Consider the following 15,025-nt stretch of genomic DNA (forward strand, 5'->3'; position numbering starts at 1 on the left):
ATTGGAATTAATGATGCAGCAGGTAATACAATTAAAAATTCTGGACTCACGAATTGGGGACACGATTCCCTTACCTACTTATGCTACTGGCGGCTCCGCTGGTCTGGATCTTAGGGTTTGCATTTCTGAACCCATTCAGATAGCCCCTCAGGAAACGGTTTTGTTACCGACTGGACTCTCTATCTATATTGCGGATCCCAAATTGGCGGCAGTTATACTGCCTCGATCGGGTTTGGGGCATAAAAATGGCATCGTATTAGGAAACCTGGTGGGTCTGATTGATTCAGATTATCAGGGCGAGTTAAAAATCTCTTGTTGGAACAGAAGTCAGGAACCTTTTACGATTAACCCTGGTGAACGGGTCGCTCAATTGGTTTTTATACCGGTAGTCCAGGCTGCCTTTGAAGTCGTTAATTCTTTTACAGAAAGCAGTAGAGGTGAAGGCGGCTTTGGTAGCTCAGGGAGACATTAGATGATGTATCAGCAAGTACAAATACCTCGTTCCGTTTTTCGCGCTTACGATATTAGAGGCGTCATAGGGCAAGATTTGGACGAACACTCTTTTTATACCATTGGTTTAGCAATTGCCTGCTATCTGCAGACTTTAAATCGAACACAGATTTATTTGGCTCGCGACGGTCGTCTTACCAGTCCGAGTCTGTCCATAGCCTTAAAAACGGGACTTCTGGACAGTGGAATTGATGTGGTGGATCTTGGCGCTGTAGCTACACCTGTTATGTATTATGCTACCCATACTCAAGGTCTGGATTGTGGGCTAATGGTTACTGGAAGCCATAATCCAGCGGAATATAATGGCATTAAAATGGTGTTGGCTGGGAAAACCTTAACTCAGGAAGATATAGACACACTTTATGAATTGGTCGAAGAGGGTCAACGCATACAGGGTAAAGGTAAGGAGACGTATCTTGATGTAATGGGTCATTATACCCATCGTATAGTCAGCGACATCCAAATAAAAAGACCGCTGAAAGTTGTGGTTGATTGTGGAAACGGCATCGCGGGACCAATAATTCCTGCAGTATTGTCAGAGTTGGGCTGCGAGGTTATTCCATTATATTGTGATGTGGATGGTCGTTTTCCCAATCATCATCCTGATCCGACCATAGAAGCGAACTTAGCGGATTTAAAGGAAGCAGTAGCTCTTCATCATGCCGATATAGGTTTAGCATTTGATGGAGATGCTGATCGCCTGGGATTGATTACCAATTCAGGGGAGATGATCTGGCCTGATCGTTTAATGATGCTTTTTTCCCGGGAGGTATTAAGCCGAGTTCCCGGAGCTACCATAGTTTATGATGTGAAATGTTCTACTCATCTGGAACAAGTAATTAAGGATGCAGGTGGAACTGCAAAAATGTGTCCTACAGGCCATTCTATTGTTAAGGCAGTAATGAAAGAAGAGCAGGCTGCTTTGGCTGGTGAAATGAGCGGTCATCTGTTTTTCAAGGATCGCTGGTATGGATTCGATGATGCGTTGTACAGTGCTTGCCGATTATTGGAAATTATCAGTTCCTCTGATTTAACGGTTAGCGATCAATTCAAGTTGATACCCAATAGTATCAATACTCCGGAATTAAAGATCACTATAGCAGAGCATGAAAAATTTATTTTTATGAAATTGTTTAGTGAACACGCTGATTTTCCAGATGCGCGAATTCTTACAATTGATGGCTTGCGAGTGGAGTTTGCCAATGGCTGGGGATTATTACGGGCATCGAACACTACCCCTTGCCTGGTCGCTCGATTTGAAGCAACAGATGCTGATAATCTGTTACACATTCAATTATTATTCAGAAGGCAAATTCAATTATTAAATGCTGGACTGGTATTACCTTTTTAAAGTTTAAACTTATCAATCCAGTTTAGAAAGGTACTGATGGGCTTGCAGTTATTTTAAATACGATTGTTTTTTTTGGAGTCATTATCATCAACAACTTCAGGCCTGTTTTCGGTAATAGTAGATGAATAACGTTGAACGAATAATTGATGCGGGTTTACCTTAAGTCGGTATTCTGAATCGTTTATCAGGCTGTTCAGCTCCATTTTGGTTGATGAATTACCGTATAATCCCCGGATGGCCCTGACTATCCAAAGACTGCTGCGTAATTGGCTGATAAAGAGAAACTCTGAAGCTATGGGATTATTTTTTGTTCCATTAAGATCTTTTTTTAATTGTTTTATCTCTTCTGATGAAAATGAGTGTATATGTTGACGGATTACGTTTACCGCAAATATTTTTTTGTTTTTAAGACTTAAATCGTGATCTTTGCTAATCTCGCCCATCACGTCTTTTAAATCAGCATAATTCTCGATCTTTCGATCATAGTATTGGGAGTGAAAACGGTAGTTTTCTATATCAACACCTTTTGATTCGATTACTTCAGCAACTTTCGGTGTCATTTTTGCACCCTGTGCCAGAAGATGTCTGATGACGCAAAAGGGATCTTTGCCTGGATTGATCTTTTCAGAACCCACTTCATAGGATTGGGCCATGTCCGCAGCAGCTTCGATGGGGAGCTGTCCATCGGAGTTTGCAGTATGTAGATAATCGCTAAATGCTTTTTGACTTTCATCAAAACGGTATTCGCCCAAGCGAATAGTAACATGCAGAGGATTATCGCCTTCTTTGATCAGTGTTTCACTTTCAGAGGAAGATAATTTTAAATAATGGTCGGATTGACTCTCGATATCTTTTTGAATTGAGGGGATTAACGATTGCTGGTTTATAAGAGACTCTGCCATGTACTGATTGAATTCTTGTTTAATGGCGTGCAAATCGTTTTTTCCGAGCTCACTGTTTAGGTATGCGCGAAATTCGGGAATAGAGAGTAGTACTGCTCGTAACTTTATGATTCGCTCATGTGTAGCCTGAGTTATCAAATTAATTTCAGAGGCGTCCCTGGGATTGGACGGATCTAAATGTAAGGCCATAGCACTTTTCATTAATTGTTCAGGAACCATCATGCATTTCAGAAATCGTTTCCACTTATAATGATTGAATTCCGGATCATTTTTTAAACTGATAAATGCATTTCGTTCATTAGCATTAGTGTAAACTCTATCATCATTAAATTTGACAGCAAACCGATCTTGAGTCGGCCAATAATGATTTCCAGAATCCCGAAGATCTGGAAAATTGCGCAGATCTCTGGGCGAAATATTAAAAGACTTCTCTCCATACGACCAGTTAGTGGCCCGCAAATCGATAAACGACATAATGCTGTCACTGAGCATCAGATCATGATCTATATTAAAAAAAACGATATGCGGTTTGTTGTTCTTGATAATGGTATAGATCCCGAAATTCCCTTTATGTAAGTCATCTTCTTCCAGCGTGTATTTGTTAACAAAAGTACTGGCAAGAGAATCCATATCGATAGTAAGAGCTCCTTGAGCTCTTTGTTCCATTATGGCGCTGAAAAAGCCATGTGGAAGCTGATTAAGAAATTGATAGGGGATATCTGCGGAATTTTTTACTTTGACATTATCGAAGACATATTGTTTTTTTTCAGATGAATAATTAATTTTTTGAAAAGCTGTGTTTTTAATTTTGACCTGTTGGGCAATAGAAAGATGTATATGAAGACATGCAACACCCGTAATCTTATCTTGTTCCTCATCATGAACCAAATGATACATGGGAGTTGAATGAGGAAGCATGAAGAGACGAGCCATTTCGCTAAACGCTACTTCTTTGATTGATGCTTCAGGTTTGTGATGTTTGTTTTCTTTATAAATAATGGGTACTAGCGTTCCATCTTCAAGCTGATATTTCAGATCGTGTGTTATGTGCCCAGTTAGTTGTGAACCAGAATGGTCATTTAATCCGTCAATATTATTAAATAGATAAGGACTTGGCATCTCTTGATTTCACCATTTTGAAAATGAATTGTACTATTAAAGAGTAGCACAATAAGATTAAGAGATTATTACATCAATACCACTTCCTAACGGTCGCGGCTCGGCTTTTTGCTTTAAGTTAAATAATGTAAATGAAAAATATATGGGCACATTTTGTTAAATGCCCCTGGTTTGGGTCTACTGGCTTTATGCGCAACCTTAGTTCATTAGATTTATGTTACGAAACCCAGTCAGGATGCCTTAGTCTGGGAATACAGAGAGCTTATGACTCAAAACATGAAAAATCCATTGTTTTTCGGCGGGTATAAAGGATATCAGCAACTTGTTATACAGGTTGGCGGAACTCCTGCTGCTTTGCATAATGCTTGTATCGTTCAATTTAAATAACCAGTCATTCTGTTTTGTTTTTTTGAAGTACATAAAGCATCACTTCCAACGGGTGCTGATTGTGTAAACGTGCCGGTACTTTTTCTTTTTTGATGAGTTCAAACCGGCATTCGTTAGCCAGTCTTTTAATATAATCAGGATGATGGTTGAAACGGGCACTGGTTTGGAGTGTCCATGGTTCCTGTTCACTGATTTCGGTAGAGAAAATAAAATAGCCTTCTGCGTTCAGGTGATTATTGATTAATTGGAACAGAGTACTCAAATCACCAAAATAAGGTAAAACATCTGCGGCAACAATCAAATCATAGAGTTGTTTATTTTGATTGAGAAATTCAATGACTTCAGAATGAACCAGTGAGTCATATATCCCCTTTTCTTTAGCATGAGCAAGCATTTTTTCCGCAATATCAATTCCGGTTAACCGTTTACTGATTTCACGAAGTACTACTCCAGATAAACCCGTTCCACAACCTATATCCAAAGTGTTATTGACCTGGAGCAGTTCTAGTTCATGCACTGTTCGACCAATGTGCTGTGGGAGCGAATAATTGAGTTGGTCTTTCATATGTTGTTCGTAATAAAGGGCGTAATTATCAAACAGATTTTTGGCATATTCCGGAGTTGTTTCAGCATCTGTTGTTCCATTCAGAGCATTTAACATGTGTTTGCTGATGGTATCCTGAGGATTTATTGCCAAAGCTCTTTGTAAATATTCTTTTGATGTTTCTCTCATATCCATTTTTAAATAAATGGCCGCCATGTTATTCAGGGAGGGGGTGTGGGTGTTATTTAAATTCAGTACCTGTTCAAAAAAAATAATCGCTTCATTTAAATGGCCTAAAGCCATCTGAGCTACACCCGAATTATATAAATACTCTATATTATTGGGTTCCTTTTTTAGCAAGACATCGTAGTGCATTAAAGCGTTTTCAAAACGGTCATGATGCATGAATGTGGCTGCCAGATTGTTGCGAGCATCAATGTCTTCATTGTCCAAAGCTAATGCTTTAGTGAAATAATCGACCGCAATCTGGTTTTGATCTTTTTTGAGAGCAATAACACCCAGATTGACGAGAGTCTGAACTTGTTCGTGATCATGTTCCAGAACTTTTTGAAATGCGCGTTCTGCTTCTGTAAGCATATTCTCTTCAAGATATAAGATTCCCAGATAAAAATAGGCTTCTGTATGTTCAGGATTTAGGGAAATGACATTATTAAATTGGGTTTTAGCCGCAACCAATTGGTTATTTTGGAGCAACAGTAATCCCAGATTAAAATGTGCAGCGCCAAAATCCGGTTCTGCATTGACTGCTTTTCCATAATGGATCAGCGCCTGTTGGTAATTATTCTGTAATGCATATACCGTTGCCAGGTTATTATGTGCCTGTGCGTATTCAGGTTTTAGTTGAATCGCCTTCAGATAGGATTGAATGGCTTTATCCAGTTGATTGGATTTTTTATAAGCATTGGCAAGATTATTTAATAAAGCAGGATCATCCGAGTTTATCTCTTGTGCCTGTAACAGGTATAAAATTGCATTCTCCATGTCTCCTAATTGAGCATAGGTTAAACCCAGAAAATGCAGGGTGTCATAATGTTTTCGGTCTCTGGAAAGGATGTGCTCATAGAGGCTGATCGCTTGGGGAAGTTGGCCTTCATATTGAAGCTTATAGGCTTGAGCAAAGAGATTTTCTAATTCTGCATTCATTTTAAACTGGGAATAAATTCGCGTAAATGGTGTAAGGCTTTTGCGCGATGACTGATGGTATTTTTAATTTTAGCAGGTAATTCAGCTGCTGTGCATTGATATTCTTTTATAAAAAACACAGGATCATAACCAAATCCACCCGTCCCTGAGGCGGCCAGGCTAATCATTCCATGGCAAATGCCCGTAGAAATCACAGGAGCTGGATCCTTGGCATGCTGAACCAGAGCTATGGCGCAATAAAAATAAGCCTGCCGCTGTTCGGCAGGTAAGTGCAGCATATTGTGTAACAAGAGTTGGATGTTTTCCTGATCACTGGCCTGCTCTCCGGCATAACGCGCGGAAAAAATACCGGGTTCACCATCAAGGGCAGGTACTACCAATCCGGAGTCATCTGCTAACGCAGGTTTATGTGCCAGGAAGCTGGCATGACGTGCTTTGATGATGGCGTTTTCTATAAAACTTAATCCGGTTTCTTCAGGGCTGTCTATGCCTAGAGAGGTTTGTGATATGCATTGAATGGGTGCTAGTAAATCGTTTAACTCTTTTATTTTTCCAGAATTACTGGTGGCAAGAATAATTTCTTTCATCATCGTTTTCTTTAGAATTTTTGGCCATTGTAACGTGAGTGAGGAAATAACTAAACTACAGGACTACTAGGATGTGTTGACAATTCATCTATTTATTTCCAACGTCCCGCGAACAAGTCGCGTGACGTCGAAATCGGAAGTGTCAACAGCCCCTAAATAAGTTTATAATCTTAAAGAAAAAAATAAAGCCGGGGTAGTCAGTCTATACCCGGCCTTAATGATAAATCAGAATTAATTGAGATTAATAAGCGCAGTATACTTAATTATTCAATGTGACTTGAATTTCGGAATCCTGGTCTAATTTACCCTCTTCACCAAAATTAACTTCTGCTCTGAACTCTTGTGATTTAATTAAATAGTCAGCAACCTCTTGCATATCATCCGCTTCTTCTTGCGTGATTTCTAGAGCATGTGCTGGCGCAAGATAATTGATTTTGATCTCTTGAGGGATACATTCTTGAGGATGATTCTGGATGTATCGGTCTGATCGTTCCAGATATTCATTGATATATCCTTCATAAACAGACTTACCATTGAGCAACTCCAGTTCGCACAAATCAGCGAAATGAGCATTCACATTACCAAATTTATCTGTGCCAAATTTTTTACCCAAACGTTCTTTTGCTTTTTCAGAAACCCGAACAATATGCATACTGTCCAGTGCGTCACGATCTTGCTTGTATTCCTCAGGACAATTATCAACTTTGGCTGGTCTTTTCTCTGAGCTGGTTGTACCTGAAACCATTTCACCATGATATTTACTGACTTTACCAGATAAACTTGCTGATATAAGCGTTTGATCGCCACTGTGTTGAATATGACATTGGTAGGGATCAGCCTGGACATAATCTTTACCTGGAGTAATATGCCAACCGGTAAATTGCAATAGTGTTTTGACTATTGCTTTTAATGCGTTGGGTATCCAGGTTGATTGGGTAATCATATCGTATACTGCGGCTTTAAATGATTTAAAAGCATTATTCATGACCACGCGTAATTTAACATTGGATTGATCTTCGAATTGTTTTTTTACTTCCAGAGCAATTCCTGCCCCATAACAGTCACCTTGTAAAATGATGTCATCAGGATGAACGCCTTGTTTTAGTAAGGATTTGACTACAGAGATACCGGCATTGGTTAAGTCATTTGCTTCTCGAACCTGCCCCGTACTTTTTCCTGTGCCCGGGAAATTAAATGCATGAACGGTAGCACCAGTTTGCTTGGCGGCAGCAGTTATATCGCGGAAGCAGGCTTGATAGTATGTATTTGCTCCAGGAAAATAAACAATGTGTTTACCTGTTCCTGGTTTGTTCTCTGTTTTTACTTCCGGTGCGCATTTAAGAACTTCCAATTGACAGTCATTACCGGTAGTTAATTTTGAATCAACCATGGTTAAGTCAAAATTCAAACCTTTAAACGCTTTGTAGTATAATGCTGTCTCATCAGTTTTTTGTTGTTGCAGGAAATCATCAAATGCTGCATTTTCCCCTGGATTAACTGTTTTTGCTCCATAACCTTTCTCTTTATACCAATCACCTTTACCCACAGGAAAGAGCGCACCGGCGACTAAGAGTTGTAATCGACTATGGAAGAAAGAGTCTTGTTTAACTACTTTAGTTGACTGAGCTGTTTTTGTCTTAGCCATTGGTTTCTCCAGATACAAATAAATAGTGGTTATGGTAAATTGTAGCAACCGATTCTTAAGGGAGTATTAATTAACTTCACATGGATTAAAAATAGGTCATTAATTAAAGGTTAATGATATATTATCAAATTTAGCAATAAAAGTGATCTAATTTGGAGCAAAAGTTTTTAATTCTTAGCAATGTTTCTATTTTTAGGTTAAAATAAGGGGGTATTTTAATCTATAGAACTCATAATGCCTATATCTCATTTATTCTTAGCCTTATTGGTAGTGCTTATTTGGGGAATTAATTTTATATTCGTCAAGTGGGGTCTTGATGAAATTTCTCCCTTATTGCTTTGCGCACTGCGATTCCTGTTGGCAAGCGTCCCCGCAGTGTTCTTTATTAAACCACCTGCCGTCCCTTTTCGCATTATTGCTGCTTATGGCCTGGTGATGTTTGCTTTACAATTTGCTCTGCTGTTTATTGGCATGCAAGTTGGTATGACTCCCGGAATGGCTTCTTTATTAATGCAGGTGCAAGTATTTTTTAGTATCTTTTTTGCCGTAATTTTTATTGGGGAAACTCCAACTGTTGGTCAACTGATTGGCGCCCTGGTTTCATTTTCAGGCATAGGCCTGGTTGCCATGCATTTTGATTCGAACGTGTCGTTCCTCGGATTTTTATTTATCATGGGTGCAGCGGCTACCTGGGGTATTGGGAACCTGATAACCAAAAAGATTAAAACAACCCATTTAATTTCAGTTATTGTCTGGGGCAGTTTTATAGCCTGTTTCCCTATGTTTCTTCTTGCTTTAATCTTTGAAGGTACTGGCAGTTTCAGTTATACCTATGAGCATTTAAGCTGGAAGGGTTGTATGTCCTTGGCTTATATTGTGTATATTTCGACATGGATTGGCTATGGGGTATGGAATTGGCTGATTAGTCGATATCCTGTCGGGATGATCGTTCCTTTTACTTTATTAGTACCCGTAGTCGGGATGCTTAGTTCGATTCTGGTCTTAGGTGAGTCTTTTCAGTTATGGAAACTGGTAGCTGGTTTGTTAGTCATCAGCGGGCTTTGTATCAATATAATAAGTACACGCTTCTTTATGGCGAAAACACTTCCTGAAACGGCATAAATTCAAATGAGTCAACTTAAAAACATCATGTTATGTGCCGATGATTTTGGCCTGAATAAAGGGGTTTCACTTGGTATCTTAAAGCTGGTGCGCATGAACCGATTGTCTGCAGTAAGCTGCATGGTGAACGTTCAGGATTTTGCGTTATATGCCAGAGAACTGTTGGATCGGCACAATCAGGTTCGTACAGGTCTGCATTTTAATCTCACCGAGGGTTCTTTTTTATCAAAACCAGAAAGAACCTGTTTTCGTTTAAACGAGTTGATTCTAAGAACCCATATGCGAACTATTAACAAAGCGCAGGTGGTTAAGGAATTGAATGCTCAACTGGAGCATTATATAGAGGTGATGGGTGAGTATCCTGAATTTATTGACGGTCATCAACACGTACATCAGTTTCCAGTGATACGCCAAGCAATTATTGATCTGTATAAGCAACGATCATTAAAAGATAAAGGAGTATTCATACGATCCACCTATCCAGCTTTAACTCTCCCTCAATTTAAAGTGAAATCAGCCATCCTGGCCAGAACCGGTGGGAAAAAGTTCAATGCTCAGCTAAAGCAATTGAACATACTGCACAACAGTTGTTTTTCTGGAGTGTATGATTTTGCTCCTGACTCAGATTATAGATCTTTGTTTCGTCAATGGTTGGCTCGTGTGCCATCTAATGCCCTAATCATGTGTCATCCAGGTGAGGGTGACGATCCTGCGGATGTGATTTCCAGTACTCGAAAACAAGAAATGAATTATTTTATGAGCGATGAATTTTTGTTTGATTGTGAGGAGCTTCAAATTTCTTTAAATCTAACGACAAGCCCAGAATCTTGAGAGCAAATAGCTGTAGATGGCAACTAATCCTAAAACCAGGATCAGGGCAATCAAATAATTGAGTTGAGTATAACGTAATAACAGAAAATACAGTGATTCATTAAGTATTCCCGCAGAGGCAGCGACCAGAAAAAAATGGGGTAAACTTAATTCTTTTTGATCTTGAAGTTTGGAAAAAGTTAGGTATTTGTGACCCATAAAACTGATGTTAAAGGCGATCAGGAAGGCAAAAACATTCGCGATTAGAGGATTTAAATGAATATAAGCAACCAGATTCAGTACGATCAGAATGTGTACGATTGCTGAGGTTGCACCGATACCTGCATAGAACATCAGTCGATGAGATAAACTAAGGGCGGCTGTCATCGAAACTGGAATCCTCATCAACAATATAATGTGGTCTATGTTTTACCTCATCAAAGACACGACCTATGTATTCTCCTACCACTCCTAAAGCAAATAATTGCAGCCCGCCAAAAAAAGTTATGGCAGTGACTATCGTTGCCCAACCAGGTGTCTGTATCCCAAAGATTAAGGTGCTTGCAATTATCCATGCAGCGTAGAGCAATGCTATTGTGGCGACGCCTATTCCGCCAACAGCTATCATTCTTAAAGGAAAAGCGGTGAATGAGGTAATGCCCGTGATTGCCAAATCCAGTAACGAATAAAAACTCCACTGTGAAGTACCTGATTTTCTAGGTTGTACTTCAAAAGGTATGGCAATTTGTTTGAAACCAACCCAACTATATAAACCTTTCATAAAGCGATTACGTTCTGGTAATTTTTGCAGGGCATTCACAATTTTTCGATCGAGTAATCTAAAATCACCGGCATTTGCAGGGATATTGATGCGGTTTATTTTTGAAGTAAATTGATAAAATGCTTTTGCACAGGTTCTTTTTAACCAGGATTCATCTGCTCTGTTTTGGCGAACAGCATAAACCATATCATAGCCTTGCTCCCATTGATGTACAAAATCGCTTAATAATTCAAGCGGATGCTGAAAATCCCCATCCATCAGAATTACAGCATCTCCACGAGCATGATCCAGTCCGGCACTTAGTGCTTTTTCTTTTCCAAAATTACGACTAAAACGAAGGTATCGAATGGGAAATTGTGTTCTTAATTGCTGAATGATCGTAAAGGTATTGTCCTGACTGCCATCATCGATAAGGAGCATTTCATAAGGGTAACTTAATTCTTTTAGTGTTTTATCAAGTGCGGCAACGAATTCTGCAATGACTTCTTCCTCGTTAAATACAGGAACGACACATGTAATCAGTTTTTTTTGTTGTGTAGTTTTTGACATAGTGATTTTAATGGCTGTACCACTGATATTAAGACAGCGCATATTAACCCAAATTAGGAAGTTGCGTCTACGCCAGCGATAAAATGCAGTTTGGGTTGTTTTCGCGTTCACTGCATATGCACGATGCTTCCCATGTTATGGGGTGTTGGAGTACTCTAATACTCTTTCAAATGGGAAAGACATCAGGGCGAAGTGTTGCTTCATCGAATCGGGAATTTGTGATGCATGAATTATGGTTGTGCAAGAGCATCCTTGAACTTATTACTCAAGAGGCTGCAGCTAAAAAGTGCCATCGGGTAAAGACTATTATTTTGGAACTTGGCCAGCTAAGTGCCGTTGACCTGGATTCATTGAATTTTAGTTTTAAGGTAATAGCTCAGGGTTCCGTCGCACAAAATGCCGAGTTGCTGGTTATTGATGTTCACGGTGAAGCAGTGTGTAATGCCTGTCATGCAAAGGTACCTGTAAAACAATACTACGATGATTGTCCCAAATGTGGTAGTCATTCATTAAGTATTACTCAGGGTGAAGAGTTACGAATTAAATCCATGGTGGTTGAATAATGTGTGGAATCTGCGGATGTACTGAAGAAATGGATCAAACTACGGATCATGACCATCATGACCATCATCACCATGATCATCATGAACACGAGGGGCATTTGGTTCAGATAGAACAGAATATTCTCGCAAAAAATAATCAGTACGCTGAAGACAACGAACGTTATTTTTTGAAAAAAAATATTTTGGCTTTAAATATGATGTCCAGCCCAGGTTCAGGAAAAACGACTCTGCTTGCCAAAACAATAGGCGATTTGAACACGATTATTAATATCGCTGTAGTCGTTGGCGATCAACAAACAGATTTCGATGCCAGGAAAATTAAAGAAAGTGGTGGAACTGCCATCCAAATCAATACCGGGAAAGTATGTCATCTGGATGCTCACAGGGTTGGGCATGCAGTTGAAGCACTCCCCTTGAAAGAACAGTCGATATTAATTATTGAAAATATCGGTAATCTGGTTTGCCCCGCATTATTTGATTTGGGCGAACACTTTAAAATCGTCATACTTTCAGTTACTGAGGGTGATAATAAACCCCTTAAATATCCGGATATGTTCTATGCCGCAGATTTATTAGTGATCACCAAAACTGACCTCCTTCCCTATGTTGATTTTGATCTGGAGCAATGTAAAGAGTATGCGCGCAGAATAAATCCGGAACTTGAAATTTTATCACTTTCTACGAAGAATGGAGAGGGTCTGCAAGAATGGTATGAATGGTTGAATACGAAATTGCTGGGGCTTTCCTGTTTAAAGAAGATGTAAATGGAATTAAAAAGGCTGCAGATTACTATCCAGGGCCAGGTTCAGGGAGTTGGTTTCAGGCCTTGTGTGTATCGCATTGCGAAAACACTGGGTTTAACTGGTTGGATTCAGAATAATGCAGCTGGGGTGTTTATTGAAATTCAGGGAAGACAAAGTGTTCAATTTATAGATGAGTTAAAAAATAATTTACCACCTTTGGCAAAATTAAGTAATGCCCAGTCACGATGCATTCCATTAATACCAGAGGAAACCGGCTTTAAAATAAGGGAGAGCACACCGGGAAAAGTAAGTACTGTAATTAGTCCGGATACCTGTGTATGCCCCCAATGCCTGAATGAATTATTTGATCCGCAAAGTCATTATTCCCAATATCCCTTTTTAAATTGTACTCATTGCGGCCCAAGATATTCTATAACACGCGGTTTACCTTATGATCGGTGTCAAACCTCTATGGATGCATTTCCGCTTTGCGGGACGTGTACTGCTGATTATTTAAATCCTGAAAACAGACGTTATCATGCTCAACCTACAGCCTGTGCCGACTGCGGTCCGCAACTGTCTTTATCCATTGATGATGTGGCGAAACGATTGCTCCTCGGAGAGCTGATTGCTTTAAAAGGTCTGGGTGGATATCAGTTAATTTGTGATGCGCGAAATGAAGCCAGTATTTTAAAACTTAGAGCATGTAAAAACAGAGAAGCCAAACCATTGGCACTGATGGTGGCGAACGGTGTAAGTGCTGAAGCTCTGGTTGACATGACGGAACAGGGTAAAACTGTTTTGGAGAGTAGGGCAAGACCCATAGTCTTGTTTGCTAAAAAAGATCAAACCGTACCTGATGCGCTGGCTCCGGGGTTAAATCATCTCGGAGTGATGTTGCCTTATACTCCAATTCATTATCTTTTGTTTCATACCTTTGCGGGAAAACCTGATGGGTGTCAATGGCTGGATGAATTTCAAGAAATGATTTTGGTAGTAACCAGCGCCAATATCGGTGGAGAGCCGTTAATTATAGATGATCATGAAGCCGGACAAAACCTTTCAGGTATAGCGGATACAATCGTATCGTATAATCGCCAAATAGTGACCCGAGCTGATGATTCGGTTGTCCATATGTTGAATGATACTCCCGTTTTTATACGACGCTCCCGTGGATACGTACCCCATCCCATTCAATTGCCCCGTGCCATTCCTTCAATTTTGGCTGTAGGTGGACATTTAAAAAATACGTTTTGTATTACTCGCGGGGATGAAGCCTTTGTGTCACAACATATTGGGAGCTTGACCAACAAGGCAACGATCGAGTTTTTTCATGAGTCACTGGATCATTTACTACGTTTTCTCGATGTTGAACCAGAACGTATCGCTCATGACCTGCATCCTGATTTTTATACCACTCGTTTTGCGGAACATTATGGGATTCCAGCTTATGCCATTCAGCATCATCATGCGCATCTTGCCTCAGTAGCTGCAGAGCACCATATTGACGATCCAGTTATTGGTTTGGCTTTGGATGGTTATGGATATGGATCAGATGGCACTGCATGGGGTGGGGAGTTGTTGTTATTGGAAGGAGCTGAATTTACAAGGCTTGGGCATTTAGCATGTATTCCGCAACCCGGAGGGGAGATCGCTGCACGTGAGCCCTGGCGTATGGCGGCAAGTGTTTTGCATCATTTAGGAAGAGGTCATGAAATCGCAGAGCTATACGCTGAACACCCCCCGGCTCACGCATTACACGTCCTTCTGGAACAAGGCATTAACTGCCCACTAACCTCAAGCTGTGGGCGTATATTTGACGCAGTAAGTGCTTTATTGGGAATACAGACGCTGTCTTTTTATGAGGGGCAAGCACCCATGCGATTGGAGAGTCTGGTAACTGTTCCTCAAATTTTAAAACGAGGTTGGCGGATAAAAGATAATATTTTTGATATGATGCCCACCCTGGACTATTTATCTGATCTTGCCGATCCGGTCATAGGAGCCAATGTTTTTCATGGAACCTTAATCGCTGGTCTTGCTGAGTGGATTATAGGGGCTTGTCAGGAGAGAGGGCTCGTTAAGGTTCTATTAAGCGGCGGTTGCTTTTTAAATAAGGTCGTGACGGAGGGATTAACCAAAGCATTAATCAACTCCGGAATTACTCCACTGTTCCCACGAAATCTGCCGCCTAATGATGGTGGAATTTCATTGGGACAGGCATGGATTACTGGAATAATGTAAGGAC

At 40.1% G+C, this 15,025-nt stretch carries 14 protein-coding genes; 8 read left to right on the forward strand and 6 right to left on the reverse strand.

The window, feature by feature from the left end:
* Nucleotides 1-13 precede the first annotated feature (13 nt).
* On the forward strand, nt 14-472 hold the full coding sequence (dut, locus tag Lqua_RS11670; protein ID WP_058474465.1) for a dUTP diphosphatase: 459 nt from the start codon (nt 14-16) through the stop codon (nt 470-472).
* A complete protein-coding gene (locus Lqua_RS11675) occupies nt 473-1,861 on the forward strand; it encodes a phosphomannomutase/phosphoglucomutase (RefSeq protein WP_058474466.1) in 1,389 nt (462 codons plus the stop codon).
* 53 nt (nt 1,862-1,914) lie between these two features.
* Here Lqua_RS11675 and ankK read toward each other — a convergent pair whose 3' ends face one another.
* On the reverse strand, nt 1,915-3,882 hold the full coding sequence (gene ankK, locus Lqua_RS11680) for a Dot/Icm T4SS effector AnkK/LegA5 (RefSeq protein ID WP_058474467.1): 1,968 nt from the start codon (nt 3,880-3,882) through the stop codon (nt 1,915-1,917).
* Between the two features lie 264 nt (nt 3,883-4,146).
* On the opposite strand from ankK, the gene Lqua_RS18895 reads away from it, so the two are divergent.
* Complete coding sequence (locus Lqua_RS18895; RefSeq protein WP_274519361.1) at nt 4,147-4,269, forward strand: hypothetical protein; 123 nt, start codon at nt 4,147-4,149, stop codon at nt 4,267-4,269.
* A gap of 4 nt (nt 4,270-4,273) precedes the next feature.
* Here Lqua_RS18895 and Lqua_RS11685 read toward each other — a convergent pair whose 3' ends face one another.
* The 3 genes from Lqua_RS11685 to sdbB form a co-directional block, all read right to left on the reverse strand.
* The gene (locus tag Lqua_RS11685) at nt 4,274-5,977 is read right to left on the reverse strand and encodes a tetratricopeptide repeat protein (protein WP_058474468.1); all 1,704 of its coding nucleotides are present in this window, start codon (nt 5,975-5,977) and stop codon (nt 4,274-4,276) included.
* The gene (gene rdgB, locus Lqua_RS11690; protein ID WP_058474469.1) at nt 5,974-6,564 is read right to left on the reverse strand and encodes an RdgB/HAM1 family non-canonical purine NTP pyrophosphatase; all 591 of its coding nucleotides are present in this window, start codon (nt 6,562-6,564) and stop codon (nt 5,974-5,976) included. The genes Lqua_RS11685 and rdgB overlap by 4 nt, the downstream gene beginning before the upstream one ends.
* Nucleotides 6,565-6,823: 259 nt before the next feature.
* Nucleotides 6,824-8,209: a Dot/Icm T4SS effector alpha/beta hydrolase gene (sdbB, locus tag Lqua_RS18360; RefSeq protein ID WP_065240175.1), complete on the reverse strand. Its 1,386-nt coding sequence runs from the start codon at nt 8,207-8,209 to the stop codon at nt 6,824-6,826.
* Between the two features lie 234 nt (nt 8,210-8,443).
* On the opposite strand from sdbB, the gene Lqua_RS11700 reads away from it, so the two are divergent.
* Together Lqua_RS11700 and Lqua_RS11705 are read left to right on the forward strand one after the other, a co-directional pair.
* Complete coding sequence (locus Lqua_RS11700; protein ID WP_058474470.1) at nt 8,444-9,331, forward strand: EamA family transporter; 888 nt, start codon at nt 8,444-8,446, stop codon at nt 9,329-9,331.
* A gap of 6 nt (nt 9,332-9,337) precedes the next feature.
* On the forward strand, nt 9,338-10,162 hold the full coding sequence (locus Lqua_RS11705) for a ChbG/HpnK family deacetylase (RefSeq protein ID WP_058474471.1): 825 nt from the start codon (nt 9,338-9,340) through the stop codon (nt 10,160-10,162).
* Here the strand turns inward: Lqua_RS11705 and Lqua_RS11710 are convergent.
* Together Lqua_RS11710 and Lqua_RS11715 are read right to left on the reverse strand one after the other, a co-directional pair.
* The gene (locus Lqua_RS11710; RefSeq protein WP_058474472.1) at nt 10,139-10,528 is read right to left on the reverse strand and encodes a GtrA family protein; all 390 of its coding nucleotides are present in this window, start codon (nt 10,526-10,528) and stop codon (nt 10,139-10,141) included. The two genes, Lqua_RS11705 and Lqua_RS11710, sit on opposite strands and share 24 nt — an antisense overlap.
* Nucleotides 10,512-11,471: a glycosyltransferase family 2 protein gene (locus Lqua_RS11715; RefSeq protein WP_058474733.1), complete on the reverse strand. Its 960-nt coding sequence runs from the start codon at nt 11,469-11,471 to the stop codon at nt 10,512-10,514. The genes Lqua_RS11710 and Lqua_RS11715 overlap by 17 nt, the downstream gene beginning before the upstream one ends.
* Before the next feature lie 221 nt (nt 11,472-11,692).
* Here Lqua_RS11715 and hypA point away from each other — a divergent pair, with 221 nt between their 5' ends.
* Genes hypA through hypF form a run of 3 tightly spaced genes read left to right on the forward strand, consistent with a single transcriptional unit; the run spans nt 11,693 to nt 15,021 of the window.
* Nucleotides 11,693-12,034 carry a hydrogenase maturation nickel metallochaperone HypA gene (gene hypA / locus Lqua_RS11720; RefSeq protein WP_058474473.1) on the forward strand — a complete coding sequence of 114 codons (342 nt, stop codon included), beginning with the start codon at nt 11,693-11,695 and terminating at the stop codon, nt 12,032-12,034.
* Complete coding sequence (gene hypB, locus Lqua_RS11725) at nt 12,034-12,798, forward strand: hydrogenase nickel incorporation protein HypB (RefSeq protein ID WP_058474474.1); 765 nt, start codon at nt 12,034-12,036, stop codon at nt 12,796-12,798. The genes hypA and hypB overlap by 1 nt, the downstream gene beginning before the upstream one ends.
* Entirely contained in the window at nt 12,799-15,021 is a 2,223-nt protein-coding gene (gene hypF, locus Lqua_RS11730) for a carbamoyltransferase HypF (protein ID WP_058474475.1), read from the forward strand.
* Nucleotides 15,022-15,025 lie beyond the last annotated feature (4 nt).

It is taken from the genome of Legionella quateirensis, assembly GCF_001467955.1.
GTDB lineage: Bacteria > Pseudomonadota > Gammaproteobacteria > Legionellales > Legionellaceae > Legionella > Legionella quateirensis.

Coding starts and splice junctions, on each gene's coding strand:
- Lqua_RS11685 (WP_058474468.1), bottom strand. CDS start 5,977: ATGAATGCAGAATTAGAAAATCTCTTTGCTCAAGCCTATAAGCTTCAA.
- Lqua_RS11705 (WP_058474471.1), top strand. CDS start 9,338: ATGAGTCAACTTAAAAACATCATGTTATGTGCCGATGATTTTGGCCTG.
- Lqua_RS18895 (WP_274519361.1), top strand. CDS start 4,147: ATGACTCAAAACATGAAAAATCCATTGTTTTTCGGCGGGTATAAAGGA.
- Lqua_RS11700 (WP_058474470.1), top strand. CDS start 8,444: ATGCCTATATCTCATTTATTCTTAGCCTTATTGGTAGTGCTTATTTGG.
- dut (WP_058474465.1), top strand. CDS start 14: ATGCAGCAGGTAATACAATTAAAAATTCTGGACTCACGAATTGGGGAC.
- Lqua_RS11715 (WP_058474733.1), bottom strand. CDS start 11,471: ATGTCAAAAACTACACAACAAAAAAAACTGATTACATGTGTCGTTCCT.
- hypB (WP_058474474.1), top strand. CDS start 12,034: ATGTGTGGAATCTGCGGATGTACTGAAGAAATGGATCAAACTACGGAT.
- sdbB (WP_065240175.1), bottom strand. CDS start 8,209: ATGGCTAAGACAAAAACAGCTCAGTCAACTAAAGTAGTTAAACAAGAC.
- Lqua_RS11675 (WP_058474466.1), top strand. CDS start 473: ATGATGTATCAGCAAGTACAAATACCTCGTTCCGTTTTTCGCGCTTAC.
- ankK (WP_058474467.1), bottom strand. CDS start 3,882: ATGCCAAGTCCTTATCTATTTAATAATATTGACGGATTAAATGACCAT.
- hypA (WP_058474473.1), top strand. CDS start 11,693: ATGCATGAATTATGGTTGTGCAAGAGCATCCTTGAACTTATTACTCAA.
- Lqua_RS11710 (WP_058474472.1), bottom strand. CDS start 10,528: ATGACAGCCGCCCTTAGTTTATCTCATCGACTGATGTTCTATGCAGGT.
- rdgB (WP_058474469.1), bottom strand. CDS start 6,564: ATGAAAGAAATTATTCTTGCCACCAGTAATTCTGGAAAAATAAAAGAG.
- hypF (WP_058474475.1), top strand. CDS start 12,799: ATGGAATTAAAAAGGCTGCAGATTACTATCCAGGGCCAGGTTCAGGGA.